The organism is Plasticicumulans lactativorans (genome assembly GCF_004341245.1).
GTDB classification, from domain to species: Bacteria; Pseudomonadota; Gammaproteobacteria; order Competibacterales; family Competibacteraceae; genus Plasticicumulans_A; species Plasticicumulans_A lactativorans.
Map to the genome: position 1 here is coordinate 171,431 of NZ_SLWY01000012.1, position 19,500 is coordinate 190,930.

The following is a 19,500-nucleotide window of genomic DNA, read 5'->3' on the forward strand; positions in this document are numbered from 1 at the left end:
GGGACGAGAGGCCTGTCTCGTCGCCCGGCAGAACAACCGGCCCGCACCGCTCATTCGCGGACGGACCCGGCGAGCGCCGGGGCGGCCTGCGCCGCGGCGGCGCGCCGGGCCGGGCTGCGGCGCACCAGCAGGTAGAACACCGGCGTCAGCAGCAGGCCGAAGAAGGTCACGCCGAGCATGCCGGCGAACACCGCCACGCCCATCGCGTGGCGCATCTCGGCCCCGGCGCCGCTGCTCGCGACCAGCGGCACCACGCCCATGACGAAGGCGAACGAGGTCATCAGGATCGGGCGCAGGCGCAGCCGGCAGGCGTCGAGCAGCGCCTGCACCAGCGACTCACCGTGCCGCTCGCGCTCGCGGGCGAACTCGACGATCAGGATCGCGTTCTTGCACGCCAGCCCGACCAGCACGATCAGGCCGATCTGCGTAAAGATGTTGTTGTCGGAGCCGGCGAGGTTGACGCCGGCGATCGCCGACAGCAGGCACATCGGCACGATCAGGATCACCGCGAGCGGCAGGCGCAGGCTCTCGTACTGCGCCGCGAGCACCAGGAACACCAGCAGCACGACCAGCGGGAACACGTACAGGCTGGTGTCGCCCGCCAGCAGTTGCTGGTAGGTGAGCTCGGTCCACTCGAAGCCCATGCCGTTCGGCAGCTCCGCGCGCGCCAGCCGCTCCATCGCCGCCTGCGCCTGCCCGCTGCTGAAGCCGGGTGCGGCCGCGCCGTTGATCTCGGCGGTGGCGTAGCCGTTGTAGTGCATCACGCGATCGGGCCCGGCGGTCGGCGCGACGGTGACGAAGGCGCCGAGCGGGATCATGTCGCCGCGGGCGTTGCGGGTCTGCAGGCGCAGGATGTCGGCCGGCTCCAGCCGGCGGTCGGGTTCGGCCTGCAGGTTGACCGGGTAGGTGCGGCCGAAGCGGTTGAAGTCGTTGACGTACAGCGAACCGAGGTAGACCTGCAGCGTCTCGAACACCGCCCCCGGCGCCACCCCGGCACTGAGCGCCTTGTCGCGGTCCACGTCGGCGCGCAGTTGCGGCACGTTGATCTGGAAGCTCGACAGCAGCCCGGCCAGCGCCGGCTGCTCGCGGCTCTTCGCGATCAGGTTCTGCGTCTGCCGGAACAGCTCCTCGAAGCCGAGCCCGGCGCGGTCCTCGACCTGCAGGCGGAAGCCGCCGATGGTGCCGAGGCCCATCACCGGCGGCGGCGGGAAGATCGCGATGAAGGCGTCCTGGATCGCCGCGAACTTCGCGTTCAGCCTCGCCGCGATCGCGCCGGCGGCGAGGTCGGGCGTGCGCCGCGCTTCGAACGGATCGAGCGTCACGAACACGATGCCGCTGTTCGGGCTGTTGGTGAAGCCGTTGATCGACAGCCCCGGGAAGGCCACCGCGCTCTGCGCGCCGGGCTCGGCCATCGCCAGCGCGCTCATGCGCCGGATCACCTCCTCGGTGCGGTCGATGGTGGCGGCGTCGGGCAGTTGCGCGAAGGCGACGAGGTACTGCTTGTCCTGCCCCGGCACGAAGCCGGTCGGGGTGCGCGCGAAGCCCGCCCAGGTCAGCGCCAGCAGCGCGGCGTAGAGCACCACGACGATGCCGGAGAAGCGCAGCAGCCGCCCGACCAGGCCGACGTAGCCGTCGGCGGAGCGCCTGAAGAGGCGGTTGAAGGGGCGGAAGAACCAGCCGAGCGCGGCGTTCATCAGCCGCGTCGGCCGGTCCGGCGGCGTGCCGTGCGCCGGCAGCAGCAGCGCCGACAGCGCCGGCGACAGCGTCAGCGAGTTGAACGCCGAGATCACCGTGCTGATCGCGATCGTCAGCGCGAACTGGCGGTAGAACTGCCCGCTCAGGCCGCTGATGAACGCGGTCGGCACGAACACCGCGCACAGCACCAGCGCGGTGGCGACGATCGGGCCGGTGACCTCGCGCATCGCCTGGCGGGTCGCCTCCAGCGGGCTCAGCCCCGCCTCGATGTTGCGCTCGACGTTCTCGACCACGACGATCGCGTCGTCGACGACGATGCCAATCGCCAGCACCAGCCCGAACAGGCTGAGCGCGTTCAGCGAGAAGCCGAGCAGGTGCATCACCGCGAAGGTGCCGACCAGCGACACCGGCACCGCCAGCAGCGGGATGACCGATGCGCGCCAGGTCTGCAGGAAGGCGATCACCACCACGACCACCAGCACCACGGCTTCGAGCAGCGTGTGCACCACCGCCTGGATCGAGCCGCGCACGAACACGGTCGGGTCGTAGACGATGCGGTACTCGACCCCCTGCGGGAACTCGCGCTGCAGCTCGGCCATCTTCGCGCGCACGCGGTCGGAGATGTCGATCGCGTTGCTGCCGGGGCGCTGGAAGATCGGGATCGCCACCGCCGGCTGGTTGTCGAGCAGCGAGCGCAGCGCGTAGGAGTCGGCGCCGAGCTCGACGCGGGCGACGTCGCGCAGGCGCACGAGCTGCCCGCCGGCGCCGGTCTTGACGATGATGTCGCCGAACGCCTCCTCGCTCGCCAGCCGCCCGCCGGCGTTGACCGCGATCTGGAAGTCGGCCTGGTTCGGTGCCGGCGGCGCGCCGAGGCTGCCCGCCACCACCTGCACGTTCTGCTCGCGCACCGCGCGCACCACGTCGCCGGCGGTCATGCCGCGGCTGGCGAGGCGCTCGGGGTGCAGCCACACCCGCATCGAGTACTGGCCGGCGCCGAACAGTTGCACGTCGCCGACGCCGTCGAGGCGGGCGAGCTCGTCCTTCACCCGCAGCGCCGCGAAGTTCGACAGGTACAGCATGTCGTAGCGCCGGTCGGGCGACAGCAGGTGCACGACCATGGTCAGGTCGGGCGAGGCCTTGTTGGTGGTCACGCCGAGGCGCTGCACCTCCTCGGGCAGCTTCGGCAGCGCCTGGGCGACGCGGTTCTGCACCAGCACCTGCGCCTTGTCGACGTCGGTGCCGAGCGCGAAGGTGATGGTCAGCGTCATCGTGCCGTCGGCGGTCGACTGCGAGGACTGGTAGAGCATGCCCTCGACGCCGTTGATCTGCTGCTCCAGCGGGCTGGCGACGGTCTCGCCGATGGTCTGCGGGTTGGCCCCCGGGTAGTGCGCGCGCACCACCACGGTCGGCGGCACCACCTCGGGGTATTCGGTGATCGGCAGCGCCGGCAGCGCGATCAGGCCGGCGATCAGGATCAGCGCCGACAGCACCCCGGCGAAGATCGGCCGTGAAACGAAGAAGCCGGACAAGGACATGGCAGTGGACTCCGTGCGGAAACCCGGGATGGCGGCGAGCCGTTTGAATCCCCTCTCTACTCCGGGGGCCGGGGTGAGGGTTCTTCAGGACCCCGCGGCGTGCACCGAACCGCGTGCCAGGCCCCCGAACCCCCTCATCCCCCACCCTTCCCGCAGCGGGGTAAGGGCGTACGGCCGGCGGCCGGTTGACCTCATCCCTGCGTCGCGGCGAGCGCCGTCGGACCGTGCCCGTCGGCGGGCGTCGGGCGACGTGCGGGCGGGTGCGACGGCTGCCCGCCCGGCGCCTGTCCGTCCTCGGCGGCGAACTGGCGCAGCAGCGGGCCGTCGGCCTGCATCGACACCCGCGCGGCCTCGACCCGGCTCCCCGCGCGCACCCGCTGCAGGCCGTTGACGACGATGGTTTCGCCGGCGGCGAGCCCGCTCTTCACCACGCGCAGGCCGTCGACCTGCGCGCCGAGCGTCACGCCGCGGTAGCCGACGGTGCCGTCGGGCTGCAGCACCAGCACGAAGCGGCGGCCGAGATCGGTGCCGACGGCGCGGTCCTCGATCAGCACGGTGTCGCGCAGCTCGCCGCCGAGCAGGCGCACGCGGGCATACAGCCCGGGCGTGAAACGACCGTCGGCGTTGTCGAAGCTCGCGCGCACGCGGATCGTGCCGGTGCCCGGATCGACGCGGTTGTCGACGAAGTCGACGCTGCCCTGGTGCGGAAAGCCGTCCTCGTCGGCGAGCCCCATCAGCACGCGCAGCCCTTCGGCGCGGCCGGCGGCGGTGTGGCGCAGGTAGCTGTGCTCGTCGGCGTCGAAGTAGACGTGGATGCGCGCATCGGCGACCACCGTGGTCAGCACGCTGTCGGGCGAGACCAGGTTGCCGGCGGTGATCAGGGCGCGCGACACGCGGCCGTCGACCGGCGCGCGCACCGCGGTGAACTCGAGGTCGAGCTGCGCCCGTGCCAGCGCCGCCTCGCTCGCTTCGAGCGCCGCCTGCGCGGTGATGGCGAGCGTCGCCAGGCGATCGGCCTCCTCGCGCGAGATCGCGCTCTGCGGCAGCAGGCGCTGGGCGCGGGCCTGGTTGCTGCGGGCCAGGGCGAGCTCGGCGCGGGCGCGGTCGCGCTCGGCGGTGAGGCGCGCGACCTCGGCACGCAGCGGCCGCGGGTCGATCTCGAACAGCAGCTCGCCCTGCTTCACCCGCGCGCCGTCGGCGAAGGCGACGCGCTCGACGTAGCCGCCGACGCGCGGGCGCAGGTCGACGTTGCCCGCCGCCTCCAGCCGGCCGGTGAACTCGTCCCAGTCGCGCAGCGGGCGGCTCAGCACCTCGGCGACGGTGACGGGCACCGCCGCCGGCGCAGCGGGCCGGGTGACGGCGACGCTGTCCTCGCAGCCGGCGAGTGCCAGCCCGAGCGCGAGGACGAGGGCCGCGGGGAGGATGCGGGTGGCGGAAAACGGCGGTGTCCGGTGGATCATTGGCGGAATCTCCCGAAGACTGGACCGAGGCTGCGGCGCCCGGCGGTTGCGGTCCGACCACGCGCTTGACGCCGGCGGTACCGCTGACCGATGCTGCACACACCGTTACCGATCGGTAACATGCCACCAGAAGTTAGTTACCGGTAAGTCACATGTCAACAGGAGAACGAGACCAGATGAACGAGCAGCGATCGTCTGCCATCACCGCAGCGGCCGAGGCCGCACCCGGGAAGGAGGACGCCTGCTGTGCAGGGAAGAAAACCGGGCGGGTGCGCGACCGCATCTTCGCGACCGCGCGCGAACTGTTCTCGCGCCACGGCGTGCGCGGGGTCGGCGTCGACGCCATCGCCAGCGAGGCCGGCACCAACAAGATGAGCTTCTATCGCAGCTTCTCCTCCAAGGACGAACTCGTCGCCGAGTGCCTGTGCGAGTCGGAGCGCGAGTTCTGGGCCTGGTGGGATGGCCTCGTCGCCCCCTACGCCGGCGACCCGCGCCGGCAGATCGAGGCGCTGTTCGACGGCTTCGTCGCCAAGGTCTGCAGCGACCAGGACCGCACCCGCGGCTGCGCGCTCGCCAGCGCCGTGGTCGAGATCACCGAAGAGGAGCACCCCGGCCGCCGCGTCGCGGTCGGCTTCAAGGCCGAAGTCCGCCGCCGCCTGCGCCAGTGGGCGAGCGAACTCGGCGCGCACGAGCCGGACGCGCTCGGCGATGCGCTGCTGCTGCTGATGGACGGCAGCTACCTGTCGCGGCTCGCCTTCGGCGGCGACGGCCCGATCCGCGTCGCCGGCCGGGCCGCGCGCGCGCTGATCGATGCCCACACCGCGGCCCCGGCACCGCCCGCCCCGGACCCCGACGCCACGCGGTAGCGACGGCCGACGGGCGCGGGTCGTGCCGGCACGGCGACAATGCCGATCGCGCCTCCCGGCGCAAGCACCCTCATCCCCGGCCCTGCTCCCGGAGGGGGAAGGGTCAAAGGCCCGTGGCGTTACCCGTGCCAGCCTTGCCGCGCGGGCGATCGACGGCTAGTCGTTGATGATGTCCCCGCGGCCGCGGGCGGAAGACGCGGCCGGCGGGGCGTCGAAACGTCCGTCAACACACCGAGGCCGAAGCAGCATGAACCACACCCGATTCTCGCGGATCGTCGCAGGCGTGATGGGCTGGGGCAGTTGGGGCAAGCGGCTCGATACCGGGGAGATGGCGGCCAGGATCCGCGGCTGCTGCGAGATCGGCGTCACCACCTTCGACCATGCCGACATCTACGGCGACCATTCGACGGAAGCCGCGTTCGGGGCGGCGCTGCAGGCGAGCAGCATCGCGCGGTCGTCGATCCAGCTGATCTCCAAGTGCGGCATCAAGCTGCCCGGCGCGCAGGTCCGGACCAAACATTACGACTACGGCCACGCGAGCATCTGCGACGCCGTCGACCGTTCCCTGCAGAACCTGGGCACCGACTACCTGGACCTGCTGCTGCTGCACCGGCCGAGTCCGCTGCTCGACCCGGAGATCGTCGCGGCGGCCGTCGGAGAGTTGCTGCGCGCCGGCAGGATCCGCGCCTTCGGCGTGTCGAACTTCACGCCGTCGGGCATCGCGCTGCTGCGTCCCCTGCTCGACGTCGACGTCAACCAGATCGAGTGCTCGCTGCTGCATTGCGAACCGATGTTCGACGGCACGCTGGATGTCCACCTGCAGCAGCGGATGGTCACGATGGCCTGGGCGCCGCTCGGGGGCCTGTTCGGCAGCACCGACGCACGGGCCGTGCGCACGCGGCATGCCGTCGACGAACTGGCGCGGAAGTACGCCTGCGCCCCCGAACAGCTCGTGCTGGCCTGGCTGTGCCAGCATCCGGCGCGGATCATCCCGGTGGTCGGCACCACCGAACTCGACCGGATGCGGCTCGCCCACGCCGCCGCCACGATGCGGCTCGACACCGAGGACTGGTTCGCGCTGCTGGAAGCGAGCCGGGGGCATCCGGTGGCGTGACCGGACGCCCCACCCTTCTGCCGGGAGTCGAGCGTGGGGCTTCGTTCTCTCCATCGTCCGCAGCCATGCCGCGCGGGAGCCGCGGGACGGTGCCTTGTCGGGCGGGCGGTCGGCGACTAGCTTTCGAGGCATTCCCCGCACCTGCGCTCACGGCGGACGTGAACGCCGGGTGGTGCAGATAGAGCAGCAAGGAGTGACGCCATGAACGAGACCTCGCTTTACGCACGGCTCGGCGGCTACGACGCCATCGCCGCGGTCGCGAACGACCTGCTGCCGCGCCTGCAGGCGGACCCCCAGCTCGCCCGCTTCTGGCAGCACCGGGGCGATGACGGCGTGCGACGGGAACGGCAGCTTCTGATCGACTTCCTCTGCGCGAGTGCCGGCGGACCGCTCTACTACACCGGGCGGGACATGAAACTCACCCACCGGGGCATGCGGATCAGCGAAAGCGACTGGTCGGCCTTCCTGACGCACCTGCGCGCCACGCTCGAAGCCTTTCAGGTCCCCGCGGCCGAACGCGACGAGGTCATCGCCTTCGTGCAGAGCACGAAGGCGGATATCGTCGAGGCGTGAGGGGCAGGCGTGGTGGTTTCGAGTACCGCGTGATCCGACCTGCCGGCATCGCGGTGCCGTAGACAGGCGTGCGCCCCCACCACCCATCGCATCGTCCGTGCGCCGCCCCGTTGGGGTTCGCTGCGCTCACCACCAACCTACGCCGGAAATCATCAGCAATGACCTGCAGGCATCGGTGCATGCCGAATTTCGATTAGTCAGTTATTACGTCGAGGACTACAACGTCTCCCACAGGCAGGGCACTGCCGAGTGACTTCCCGGGCGTACCCGCCCGCTCACCTGAGGAGACGTATCCCATGAAGCTGTTGCGCTATGGCCCCGCGGGGCAGGAGAAGCCAGGCCTGCTCGATGCAGGGGGCGCGCTGCGCGACCTGTCGGGCGTGGTCGACGACATCGCCGGTGCGGTGCTGCTGCCCGAGGGGCTGGCGCGCCTGCAGGCGCTGGACCCGGCGACGCTGCCGGTAGTGGCGGGCAACCCGCGCCTCGGCCCCTGCGTCGGGCGGGTCGGCAAGATGATCTGCGTGGGCCTGAACTACAGCGACCACGCGATCGAGTCGGGCATGGCGATCCCGACCGAGCCGGTGCTGTTCATGAAGGCGACCAGCGCGATCTGCGGCCCCGACGACGACGTCGAGATTCCGCGCGGCGGCGCCAAGACCGACTGGGAGGTCGAGCTCGGCGTGGTGATCGGCAAGCCGGCGAAATACGTGAGCCGCGAACGGGCGCTGGAGCACGTGGCCGGCTACTGCATCGTCAACGACGTTTCCGAGCGTGCGTTCCAGCTCGAACGCGGCGGCCAGTGGGACAAGGGCAAGGGCTGCGACACCTTCGGCCCGCTCGGCCCGTGGCTGGTCAGCGCCGACGAGGTCACCGATCCGCAGGCGCTCGACCTGTGGCTGGAGGTCGACGGCCACCGTTACCAGAACGGCAGCACGCGCACGATGATCTTCGACGTCGCCACGCTGGTCGCGTACATCAGCCAGTTCATGAGCCTGCAGCCGGGCGACGTGATCTCCACCGGCACCCCGCCGGGCGTCGGCTTCGGCCAGAAGCCGCCGGTCTACCTGCGCCCCGGCCAGACCATGCGCCTCGGCATCCAGGGCCTGGGCGTGCAGACCCAGCGCACGGTCGCCGCCGACTGAGCCCGCGCGCTCGCCGCGGGCGCGCTCCACCACCCCCGAATCCCCGCCCCCGCACCGGCCGCCGGTGCGGATGGCCGAGTCTTGTCCGCTGGAGGAGTCACACCATGAACCAGATCGATCTCAACGGCCGCGTCGCCATCGTCACCGGCGGCGCCCGCGGCCTCGGCTTCGCCGTCGCCGAGCGCTTCCTCGCCTCGGGCGCCGCCGTGGCGCTGTGGGACATCGACGCGCAGCGCCTGGGCCAGGCCGCCGAGCAGCTCGCCGGCCACGGCCGCGTCAGCGTGCACGCGCTCGACCTCAGCGACGAGGCGGCCGTTGCAACCGCCACCGCGGCGACGCTCGCCGCGCACGGACGCATCGACATCCTCGTCAACAACGCTGGCATCACCGGCGGCAACGGCCCGACCTGGGAACTCGACCCCGCTGTGTGGCGCCAGGTGGTCGAGATCAACCTAGTCGCGCCGTTCCTGACCTGCCGCGCGGTGGTGCCGCACCTGCTGGCGAACGGCTACGGGCGCATCGTCAACGTCGCCTCGGTGGCGGGCAAGGAAGGCAACCCCAACGCCTCGCACTACAGCGCCTCGAAGGCCGGCCTGATCGGGCTGACCAAGTCGCTCGGCAAGGAGCTGGCGACGAAGAACGTGCTGGTGAACGCGATCACGCCGGCGGTGGCGAAGACCGAGATCGTCCACCAGATGAAGCAGGAGCACATCGACTACATGCTCGGGAAGATCCCGATGGGGCGCTTCCTGCAGCCCGCGGAGGTGGCGGCGCTGATCGCCTGGCTGGCCTCGGAGGACTGCTCGTTCACCACCGGCTCGGTGGTCGACATCTCCGGCGGTCGCGCCACGTACTGACGCCCCCGCGCCGGTCCGTCGCCGCCCCTTTCGCGCTGTGCACGCAGGGCCGGGGCCAGAGGGGGAAGCGGCCATCCGCGGCGCATCGCAGGCGGAGGCCCGAAAGCCCCCTCATCCCCTGCCCTTCCCCCGAGGGGGAAAGGGGGAACGGCAGCGGCCGCCGCATTCACGCCGTCCGCTTCGCGCCCGAGAGCCCGCGCACCGGGCCGCCGCGAGCGGGCACCGCGTGCCGCCGTACGGCGCGCACGCCTGAATTGAGGAGAACACCGCCATGTCCACCGTCGCACCCGCGGCCCCGTCCGAGGCCCTGATCGGCAAGGTGACGGCGCGCCTGCTGCCGTTCCTGCTGCTGATGTACGTGCTCGCCTTCCTCGACCGCGCCAATGTCGGCTTCGCCAAGGTGGCGTTCCAGGCCGACACCGGCCTGTCCGACGCCGCCTTCGCCTTCGGCGCCGGTATCTTCTTCCTCGGCTACGCGGTGCTCGAAGTGCCGAGCAACCTGATCATGCACCGCGTCGGCGCACGGCTGTGGATGTGCCGGATCATGGTGACCTGGGGGCTGGTGTCGGCGGCGATGATGTTCGCGCACGACGAGAGCACCTTCTACGTGCTGCGCTTCCTGCTCGGCGTGGCCGAGGCGGGCTTTTTCCCCGGCGTGATCCTGTACCTGACCTACTGGTTCCCGTCGCGGGCCCGTGGCCGGGCGATGGGCCTGTTCTACTTCGGCGCCCCGCTCGCCTTCATCTTCGGCAGCCCGCTGTCGGGCCTGCTGCTGGAGCTCGACGGCCTCGCCGGCTGGCACGGCTGGCAGTGGCTGTTCCTGGTCGAAGGGCTGCTCGCGACCGCGGTCGGCGTGTGGGCGTACTTCTACCTCGACAACCGCCCGGCCGATGCCGCCTGGCTGAGCCGCGACGAACAGCGCACGCTGCAGGCGGCGATCGACGCCGAGGAAGCGCACAAACACGGTCACGGCCCGCACGGCGTGCTCGCCGCACTGCGCAACCCGCGCGTGCTCTACCTGTGCGCGATCTACTTCCTGATCCAGATCAGCGTCTACGGCGTGGTGTTCTACCTGCCGGCGCAGGTCGCCGGGCTGCTCGGCAAGAAGGTCGGCTTCGCGGTCGGCCTGGTCACCGCGATTCCCTGGCTCTGTGCCGTGGTCGCCGCCTGGTTCATCCCGCGCCATTCCGACCGCACCGGCGAGCGGCGCTGGACCGCCGCGCTGACGCTCGCCATCGCCGGTGCCGGCATCGCCGCCTCGGCGAACGCCGGCCAGCCGCTGCTCGCGCTGCTCGCGCTGTGCTTCGCCGCCGCCGGCTTCATCGCGGTGCAGCCGGTGTTCTGGACCTTCCCGACCGCCTTCCTCGGCGGTGCCGCGGCGGCCGGCGGCATCGCGCTGATCAACTCCTTCGGCGCCCTCGGCGGCTTCATCGCCCCGAACCTGAAGAACTGGGCCGAGAGCGCCTTCGCCTCAGTCAAGGCCGGACTGTACCTGCTGGCCCTGACCACCCTGCTCGGCGCGCTGCTGATCCTCGGCATCCGCGAACTCGGGCTGCGCGGTACCACCGACGCCAGCCCGAGCCTGCCCAAGACTGCCTGACCCCCTGCCTGATCCCCCTTACGAACGACCCGGAGACACCGACATGAGCATGCCCACCATCAAGCACGTGCGCGCCTTCACCGTCCGCGGCGCCGGCGCCGACTACCACGACCAGGGCGACGGCCACTGGATCGACGACCACATCGCCACGCCGATGAGCAAGTACCCGGATTACCGGCAGAGCCGCCAGAGCTTCGGCATCAACGTGCTCGGCACGCTGGTGGTGGAGATCGAGGCGAGCGACGGCAGCATCGGCTTCGCGGTGACCACCGGTGGCGAGCTCGGCTGCTGGATCGTCGAGAAGCACCTGGCGCGCTTCATCGAAGGCGCCAAGATCACCGACATCGAGAAGATCTGGGACCAGATGTTCAACAGCACCCTCTACTACGGGCGCAAAGGCATCGTCATCAACACGATCTCCGGCGTCGACCTGGCGCTGTGGGACCTGCTCGCCAAGGTGCGCGGCGAGCCGGTGCACGCGCTGCTCGGCGGGCCGGTGCGTGACGAGCTGTCCTTCTACGCCACCGGCGCGCGGCCGGATCTCGCCAAGCAGATGGGCTTCATCGGCGGCAAGCTGCCGCTGCACCACGGCCCGGCGGAACGCGAGGAAGGGCTGCGCAAGAACCTCGAACTGCTCGGCGAGATGCGCAACCGCGTCGGCGACGACTTCTGGCTGATGTACGACTGCTGGATGAGCCTCGACGTCGAGTACGCGACGCGCCTCGCCAAGGCCGCGCACGAGGAGTTCGGCCTGAAGTGGATCGAGGAGGCGCTGCCGCCCGACGACTACTGGGGCTACGCCGAACTGCGCCGCAACGTGCCGCGCGGGATGCTGGTGACCACCGGCGAGCACGAGGCGACGCGCTGGGGCTTCCGCATGCTGCTGGAGATGGAGTGCTGCGACATCCTGCAGCCCGACGTCGGCTGGTGCGGCGGCATCACCGAGCTGATCAAGATCTCGGCGCTCGCCGACGCCCGCGGCAAGCTCGTCGTGCCGCACGGGTCCTCGGTGTACAGCTATCACTTCGTGATCACGCGCCACAACAGCCCGTTCGCCGAGTTCCTGATGATGGCGCCCAAGGCCGACGAGGTGGTGCCGATGTTCAACCCGCAACTGCTCGACGAGCCGGTGCCGGTGAACGGACGCATGCGCGCCTCAGCCCTCGACGCACCGGGCTTCGGCGTGCGCCTGAACCCCGAGGTCAAGCTGCACCGGCCGTTCCCGCGCTGAGCGTTGCGCGCGGGCGCCGGCCCGCGGCGCAGGGGCGCCACCCGCCCGGGACCGGGGGCGTTCGGGGCGAGGCCGGACGGATCGGGCCCGGATGCCCCCCAAGAGGAATGGGCCCGGCGGACGGGCACCGGCGTGACAAGCCCTTCCCTCCGGGGGAGCGGCCTAATGAATGCGGAGGAGAGAACACCATGCTGCTGAAAGACAAAGTCGTCATCGTCACCGGCGGATCGCGCGGCATCGGCCGCGGCATCGCCGTCGAATGCGCGCGCCAGGGCGCCGATGTGGTCATCAACTACGCCCGCGATCCCGCAGGCGCCGCCGGCGTGAGTCCGGCGCAGGAGGTCGTCGCCGAGATCGAAGCGCTCGGCCGGCGTGCCGTCGCGGTCAAGGGCGACGTCGCCGACCCGGCCACCGCGCAGGCGCTGGTCGACGCGGCGGTGGCGCACTTCGGTGGCGTCGACGTCGCCGTGGCGAACGCGGGCGTATGCGCGTTCCACGATTTCCTCGGCATGCCGCCCGAGCTGCTGCGCGAGACCATCGGCATCAACCTGGAGGGCACCTATTTCCTCGCCCAGGCGGCCGGCCGGCGCATGCAGGAGCAGGGCCGCGGCGGCGCCATCATCGCGATCAGCTCGATCAGCGCGCTGGTCGGCGGCGAGTTCCAGACCCACTACACGCCGACCAAGGCCGGCCAGCGCTCGCTGATGCAGTCGTGCGCGATCGCGCTCGGCCGTTACGGCATCCGTTGCAACTCGGTGCTGCCCGGCACCATCGTCACCGACATCAACCGCGACGACCTGACGCCGGAGAAGACCACCTACTTCAACCAGCGCATCCCGCTCGGGCGGCTAGGGCAGCCGCACGACATCGCCGGCCCGGTGGTGTTCCTCGCCTCAGACCTCGCGCGCTACGTCACCGGCGCCGAGATCCTGGTCGACGGCGGGCTCTACGTGAACCTGCAGTGAGCCGCCACCACCACCACGAACCGGGAGAGCGCCGATGCAAGTCGTCGACCCGCACATCCACCTGCTGAACTACACCGGGCTGCGCTACTCCTGGTTGCACCACGAGTCGCACAGCTTCGTCGGCAGCAGCCTCGCGCTCGCGCACGACTACCTGCTCGCCGACTTCCTGCGCGATGCCGGCGACATCGAGGTCCTCGCGATCGTCAACGTCGAGGCCAACCACGACCCCGACGACACCGTCGCCGAGACGCGCTGGCTGCAGGCCGTCGCCGACGACCCGGCGAGCGGCGGCAAGCCCGACGGCATCGTTGCGCGGGTCGATCTCTCCCGCCCCGACGCCGACGCGCAGTTCGCGCTGCACGCGCAGTGCCGCAACCTGCGCGGCATCCGCCAGATCCTCAACGTGCACGCCGATCCGCTCTACGACTACGTCGGCCGCCACTACCTGCGCGAGGCGACCTGGCGGGCGCACTACGGTCTGCTGGCGAAGTACGGGCTGTCGTTCGACCTGCAGCTCTACCCCGAGCAGGTACCCGACGCCGTGGCGCTGATCCGCGCCCACCCGGACATCCCCGTCGTGCTCGATCACGCCGGAATGTTCGTCGACCGTGACCGCGTCGCCGGCTGGCGCGCGTGGCGCGAGGGGCTGCGGCAGCTCGCCGCCTGCGAGCACGTCAGCGTGAAAATCAGCGGCCTGGCGATGTTCGATCACCGCTGGACGGTCGAGAGCTTCCGCCCCTACGTGCTGGAGACCATCGACGCCTTCGGTGCCGGGCGCTGCATGTTCGCGTCGAACTTCCCGGTCGACCGCCTCTTCGCCGGCTACGCCGAGCTGTGGCACGCCTACGCGGCGATCGTCGCCGGCGCCTCGCCGCACGAGCATGCCGCGCTGTTCCGGGACAACGCCCGACGCTTCTATCGGCTGTGACGCCGCGGGACCACGACGCCTGCCGGGGTCCCGCTGCGCCTTTAAAGATAAAAATAAAGCATCGATCACTACCAAATTTTGATTATTCAGTCATCGAAAAGATGGCTAAAACGGCATCACAGGCAGTGCCATGCCGGACGACGAACCCAAGCACCACACCATCCGAGGAGAACCCGACCATGAACACCCGCACGCCTCACAGCACGCACACCCGCATCGCCCTCGCCCTCTGCGCCGCACTCGGACTCGGGGCGCTGACGCCCACCGAGGCGGCCGAGCGCATCGCGCTGGTGGTCAAGAATCTCGGCAACGGCTACTTCGAGGCCGCCAACAAGGGCGGCCAGGAAGCCGCCAGGGAGATCGGCGGGGTCGAGCTGGTGATGACCGGCCCCACCCAGCCCACCGCCGAAGGCCAGATCGAGATCATCAACTCGCTGATCGCACAGAAGTTCGACGCCATCATCGTGATGGCCAACGACCCCGATGCGCTGGTCCCGGTCACCAAGAAGGCGATGCAGCGCGGCATCAAGGTGATCTCGGCCGACTCGGCGATCGCCCCGGAAGGCCGCATCCTGCACCTGAGCCCGTCGAACGCCCAGCTCGTCGGCGAGAAGCTGATCGCGATGATCGGCAAGACCATCGGCGGCAGCGGCGAAATCGCAGTACTCTCGGCCACCGCCCAGGCGACCAACCAGAACGCCTGGATCGAGTGGATGAAGAGGACGCTGGCCAAGCCCGAGTACGCCACGCTCAAGCTCGACGCCGTGGTCTACGGTGACGACCAGTCCGACAAGAGCTACCGCGAGGCCAACGGCCTGCTCGCCACCTACCCCAACCTCAAGGGCATCATCGCGCCGACCACCGTCGGCATCACCGCGGCCTCGCGCGCAGTCGTCGACAAGGGCCTGGTCGGCAAGGTGTTCGTCAGCGGGCTGGGGCTGCCCTCGGAAATGGCCGGGCACGTGAAGTCGGGGGCGGTGGATGCCTTCGCGCTGTGGAACCCGATCGACGTCGGCTACAGCGCCACCTGGATCGCCCACCGCCTGGTCAAAGGCGAGGCCAGCGGCAAGCCCGGCGAGGAAATCGATGCCGGGCGCATGGGCAGGATCAAGGTCGGCGACAAGGGCGACGCGGCGATGGCCGAGCCGTTCACCTTCGACAAAACCAACGTCGACGAATTCGCCCGGATCTTCTGACCTCCCGCGCCGGTCCGCTTCGCCGCCGCTCCGGTAGGTGCACCCGCGCCCGCCGGGAACCCGCGCCCCAGACCACCGCGCGCCGCTTTGCAGGAGATCCCCATCATGATGGCCGCAACCGTAATCCCCCACTCCCCCGTTCCGGTGCGCGAACCGATCCTCGAACTCGAGGGCATCGAGAAGTCCTTCCCCGGCGTGCGTGCGCTCGCCGACGCGCGCCTCAGCATCGCCCCCGGCGAAGTCGTCGCGCTGGTCGGCGAGAACGGCGCCGGCAAGTCGACGATCGTCAAGATCCTCACCGGCATCTACCAGCCCGATGCCGGGAGCTTGCGCATCGACGACCAGCCCGTGCACTTGGAGAGCACGCAGGACGCCTGGAAGCAGGGCATCGCCGCGATCCACCAGGAAACCGTGGCCTTCGACGAACTCAGCGTCGCCGAGAACATCTTCCTCGGCCACCATCCGCGCCGCGACGGTCCCTGGTGGCGCGGCGGCGGCCTCGTCGACTGGGCGGCGATGCGCAGCCGCGCCCGCGAACTGCTCGCGCAGCTCGAAGCCGACATCGACCCCGACACCCCGCTGAAGGCGCTGTCGGTCGCGCAGAAACACATCGTCGAGATCGCCAAGGCGCTCTCGCACGAGGCCCGCATCCTGATCATGGACGAACCGACCGCGTCGCTGTCGCAGCGCGAGATCCACGACCTGTACCGGATCGTCGCCGGCCTGAAGCGTGCCGGCACCGGCATCCTGTTCATCAGTCACAAGTTCGACGAGATCTTCGATCTGTGCGACCGCTACGTGGTGATGCGCGACGGCCACTACGTCAGCGAGGGCTGGATCGCCGACGTCGACAGCGACCAGCTGGTATCGATGATGGTCGGCCGCACGCTGACGCAGGTGTTCCCCAGGGTCGACACGGTGCCCGGCGAGGAAGTACTGCGCGTCGAGCGCCTTGGCAACCCCACCGAGTTCGACGACGTGTCCTTCGCGCTGCGGCGCGGCGAGATCCTCGGCTTCTACGGACTGGTCGGAGCCGGGCGCTCGGAAGTCATGAAGGCGTTGTTCGGCATCACCCGCCCGACGCGTGGCAAGGTGCTCATCAACGGTCGCGAGGTGCAGATCGCGAACCCCGAGCAGGCGGCGGCGAACCGGCTGGTCTACGTCCCCGAGGATCGCCAGGTCGCCGGCGCGGTGCTGGGCATGTCGATCAAGGACAACCTGACCCTGCCCTCGCTGGCGCGGCTGTTCCCCAACGGAATCCTCGACGATGCGAAGGAACGTGCGCTGACGCGCGAGTATGGCCTGCGCCTGGTGGTCAAGGCGGCGAGCTGGGATCAACTGCTCAGCGAGCTCTCGGGCGGCAACCAGCAGAAGGTCGTGATCGGGAAATGGCTCGCTACCCGGCCCGACATCATCATCCTCGACGAACCCACCAAGGGTATCGACATCGGCTCGAAGGCCGCCGTGCACGCATTCATGAGCGAACTGGTACAGCAGGGGCTGGCGGTGATCCTGGTGTCCTCCGAGCTGCCCGAGGTGATGGGCATGTCGGATCGCATCCTGGTGATGCACGAAGGGCGCGTCCGCGCCGAGTTCGACCGCAGCACGATGAGCGCCGAGGCTATCGTGACGGCGGCGAGCGGCAGCCACTGATCGCACCGCGAGGAGCCCCACGATGTCCCTCAACCGCTTCCTGAAGCAGCGGGAAACCCTGCTCGCGCTGATCCTGGTCGCGATCTCCGCCGGCGTGGCCTGGCGCGCACCGACCTTCATCGGCCTCGCCAACCTGCACGAGATCGCCACCGACAGCGCCATCCTGATCGTCATGGCGCTGGCGCAGAGCCTGGTGATCATGACCCGCGGCATCGACCTGTCGGTCGCCGCCAACGTCGCGCTGTCGGGCATGGCCGCGGCGCAGCTGTCGATGCACGCACCGTGGCTGCCGATCCCCTTGGTGCTGCTGTTCGCCACGCTGGTCGGGCTCGCGCTCGGACTGGTCAACGGCGTGCTGGTCGCCTGGGTGCGCATCCCGTCGATCGTCGCCACGCTCGGCACGATGAGCCTGTTCCGCGGCCTGACCTTCCTCGCCGCCGACGGCAAGTGGGTCGCCCAGCACGAGATGTCGGCGGCGTTCCTGGCCTTCCCGCGTCTCGACGTGCTGGGGCTGTCGCTGCTCGCCTGGATCGGCGTGCTCGGCATCGTCGTCGCCGTGGTCTTCACCCGGCACGTCGCGCTTGGCCGCGAGTTGCGCGCGCTCGGCGGCAATCCGTCGGCCGCGAAGTACGTCGGCATCCGCGAGACCACGCTGCAGCTGTTCGTGTTCGCCGTCGCCGGCGCCGTCGCCGGCCTGTGCGGCTACCTGTGGGTGGCGCGCTACGCAATCGCCTACGACGGCGTGGCGCTCGGCTTCGAACTGCAGGTGATCGCCGCCTGCGTGATCGGCGGCGTGAGCATCGCCGGCGGCGTCGGCAGCGTGACCGGTACCGTGCTCGGCGCGCTGTTCCTGGTGCTGATCTACAACGCCCTGCCGGTGGTGGGCATCTCGCCGTTCTGGCAGACCGCCATCGTCGGCGCCGCGATCCTGTCCGCCGTCATCCTCAACGCCCGCGGCGATCGCACGGACGGCCTGCGCCTCATCCTGCGCCGCCACCCTGCCCACTGAACCCGGGGAGCCGACACCATGCTCAACGACGTCAAGACCGACACGCCCCGCTACACGGTGGCGGACCGTGCACCGCGCAGCTTCAGGGCGCTGTGCCTGCGCTGGGAAACCCTGCTGGCGCTGCTGCTGCTCGCGACCGTGTTCGTCAACAGCACGCTCTCGCCGTTCTTCCTCGACCCCTACAACCTCGCCGACAGCACCTTCAACTTCAGCGAGAAGGCGCTGCTCGCGCTGGGGCTGACACTGATCATCTGCGCCGGCGAGATCGACATCTCGGTCGCCGCGATCATGGCGCTCGCCTCGGTCTGCATGGGGCTGCTGAGCCTGGCGGGCTTCGGCACGCCGGTGCTGGTGCTGGCCGGACTCGCCGTGGGGCTCGCCTGCGGCGCGCTCAACGGCTTCATCGTCACCGGCTTCGGCGTACCGTCGGTGGTCGTCACCATCGGCACACTGTCGCTGTTCCGCGGCCTCACCAACGTGATCCTCGGCGACGGTGCGATCACCCAGTACCCGGCCGGCTTCGGCGAACTCGGCCAGGGCTATGTGTTCGGCATCATCCCGATCGAGTTCATCGTCTTCCTGGTGCTCGCAGCGGCGTTCGCCTTCGGCCTGCACCGCACGCGCTTCGGCCGCAACCTCTACGCAATCGGCAACAACGCCATCGCCGCGCGCTACGCGGGCATTCCGGTGCAGCGCTACCGGATGGCGCTGTTCATGCTGAGCGGCCTGATGGCGGGGCTGGCGGCGGTGCTGCTCACCTCGCGCGTCGGCAGCACGCGGCCGAACATCGCCAGCGGCTGGGAGCTGGAGGCGATCACGATGGTCGTGCTCGGCGGCGTCAGCATCAATGGCGGCTCGGGCAGCGTCGGCGGCGTGGTGCTCGCGATCCTGCTGCTCGGCATGGTGACCTTCGGCATGAGCCTGCTGAACGTGCCGGGCATCATCATGACCATCTTCACCGGCCTGCTGCTGATCGGCGCGATCGCCGCGCCGATCCTGATCGCCCGCGTCAGCGGCCAGCGCCGGAGGGTGTGACGATGGAACAGCTCGCCTTCACGATGCACCTACACCCCGGCCAGGCGGCGGAGTATCAGCGCCGCCACGACGCGATCTGGCCGGAACTGGCCGAACTGCTGCACCAGGCCGGCGTGCGCGACTACAGCATCTTTCTCGACGACGACGGCACCCTGTTCGCCGTGCTGCGGCGCGAGGACGGCCACACGATGGATGCGCTCCCGGCGCACCCGGTGATGCGCCGCTGGTGGACGCACATGGCCGACATCATGACCACCCACGCCGACGGCAGCCCGGTGGTCCGGCCGCTGCGGCGGGTCTTTCACCTGCCGTAGTGCGCCCCCCCTCAATGCGACGCGGAGGCCGCCGTGCGCCCGCGTCGCGCATAAAGACGCCCGTATTAAATTGCCAGCTTGCAACAATTGTCGCATCTGCGCTTCAATGCCGTCGTGATCGCCACCGATCCAAAATTGGGACGTTACCGAGCAGCGGAAGCATCGAAACCGATTGCCACATGATGATCACCTTGAGGAGCAAAACGACATGAACCTGTTCCGTTCCACGATTCTTGCGACCGCCGTCGCCGCGGCGCTCGCCGCTGCCGGCGCCGCCCAGGCCGAGACCACGCTGTTCGGACGTGCCGGCATGGCCGTGGTCAACAG

General features: G+C 70.0%; 16 protein-coding genes. 14 read left to right on the forward strand and 2 right to left on the reverse strand.

Annotation, left to right across the window (positions count from 1 at the left end; all coding sequences use genetic code 11):
• Positions 1-50: 50 nt before the first annotated feature.
• Both EV699_RS12180 and EV699_RS12185 read right to left on the reverse strand, forming a co-directional pair.
• Positions 51-3,230: an efflux RND transporter permease subunit gene (locus tag EV699_RS12180; protein WP_132543053.1), complete on the reverse strand. Its 3,180-nt coding sequence runs from the start codon at positions 3,228-3,230 to the stop codon at positions 51-53.
• A gap of 191 nt (positions 3,231-3,421) precedes the next feature.
• Entirely contained in the window at positions 3,422-4,690 is a 1,269-nt protein-coding gene (locus EV699_RS12185) for an efflux RND transporter periplasmic adaptor subunit (protein WP_132543055.1), read from the reverse strand.
• Positions 4,691-4,866: 176 nt separating this feature from the next.
• On the opposite strand from EV699_RS12185, the gene EV699_RS12190 reads away from it, so the two are divergent.
• From EV699_RS12190 to rhaM, 14 genes are all read left to right on the forward strand, one after another.
• On the forward strand, positions 4,867-5,556 hold the full coding sequence (locus tag EV699_RS12190) for a TetR/AcrR family transcriptional regulator (RefSeq protein ID WP_132543057.1): 690 nt from the start codon (positions 4,867-4,869) through the stop codon (positions 5,554-5,556).
• A gap of 247 nt (positions 5,557-5,803) precedes the next feature.
• Complete coding sequence (locus EV699_RS12195) at positions 5,804-6,670, forward strand: aldo/keto reductase (protein ID WP_132543059.1); 867 nt, start codon at positions 5,804-5,806, stop codon at positions 6,668-6,670.
• Positions 6,671-6,871: 201 nt separating this feature from the next.
• Complete coding sequence (locus EV699_RS12200) at positions 6,872-7,243, forward strand: group I truncated hemoglobin (RefSeq protein ID WP_132543061.1); 372 nt, start codon at positions 6,872-6,874, stop codon at positions 7,241-7,243.
• A gap of 296 nt (positions 7,244-7,539) precedes the next feature.
• Entirely contained in the window at positions 7,540-8,385 is an 846-nt protein-coding gene (locus tag EV699_RS12205) for a fumarylacetoacetate hydrolase family protein (protein ID WP_132543063.1), read from the forward strand.
• Between the two features lie 104 nt (positions 8,386-8,489).
• Positions 8,490-9,242, forward strand: a complete 753-nt coding sequence (locus EV699_RS12210; protein ID WP_132543065.1) for an SDR family NAD(P)-dependent oxidoreductase — start codon at positions 8,490-8,492, stop codon at positions 9,240-9,242.
• 271 nt (positions 9,243-9,513) lie between these two features.
• Entirely contained in the window at positions 9,514-10,842 is a 1,329-nt protein-coding gene (locus EV699_RS12215; RefSeq protein WP_132543067.1) for an MFS transporter, read from the forward strand.
• Positions 10,843-10,885: 43 nt separating this feature from the next.
• Positions 10,886-12,073, forward strand: a complete 1,188-nt coding sequence (gene rhmD, locus EV699_RS12220; RefSeq protein WP_132543069.1) for an L-rhamnonate dehydratase — start codon at positions 10,886-10,888, stop codon at positions 12,071-12,073.
• A 188-nt stretch (positions 12,074-12,261) separates the two neighbouring features.
• On the forward strand, positions 12,262-13,038 hold the full coding sequence (locus EV699_RS12225) for an L-rhamnose 1-dehydrogenase Lra1 (protein WP_132543071.1): 777 nt from the start codon (positions 12,262-12,264) through the stop codon (positions 13,036-13,038).
• 34 nt (positions 13,039-13,072) lie between these two features.
• The gene (locus tag EV699_RS12230) at positions 13,073-13,966 is read left to right on the forward strand and encodes an amidohydrolase family protein (protein WP_132543073.1); all 894 of its coding nucleotides are present in this window, start codon (positions 13,073-13,075) and stop codon (positions 13,964-13,966) included.
• A gap of 179 nt (positions 13,967-14,145) precedes the next feature.
• Positions 14,146-15,162 (forward strand): rhamnose ABC transporter substrate-binding protein, encoded by a 1,017-nt coding sequence (gene rhaS / locus EV699_RS12235; RefSeq protein WP_132543075.1) that lies wholly within the window; start codon positions 14,146-14,148, stop codon positions 15,160-15,162.
• Positions 15,163-15,270: 108 nt separating this feature from the next.
• Positions 15,271-16,815, forward strand: coding sequence for a sugar ABC transporter ATP-binding protein (locus EV699_RS12240; RefSeq protein WP_132543077.1), 1,545 nt, complete (start codon positions 15,271-15,273; stop codon positions 16,813-16,815).
• Between the two features lie 22 nt (positions 16,816-16,837).
• Entirely contained in the window at positions 16,838-17,824 is a 987-nt protein-coding gene (locus EV699_RS12245; protein ID WP_132543079.1) for an ABC transporter permease, read from the forward strand.
• An 18-nt stretch (positions 17,825-17,842) separates the two neighbouring features.
• Positions 17,843-18,859 (forward strand): ABC transporter permease, encoded by a 1,017-nt coding sequence (locus EV699_RS12250; protein WP_132543081.1) that lies wholly within the window; start codon positions 17,843-17,845, stop codon positions 18,857-18,859.
• Between the two features lie 2 nt (positions 18,860-18,861).
• A complete protein-coding gene (rhaM, locus tag EV699_RS12255) occupies positions 18,862-19,173 on the forward strand; it encodes an L-rhamnose mutarotase (RefSeq protein WP_132543083.1) in 312 nt (103 codons plus the stop codon).
• Positions 19,174-19,500: the final 327 nt, after the last annotated feature.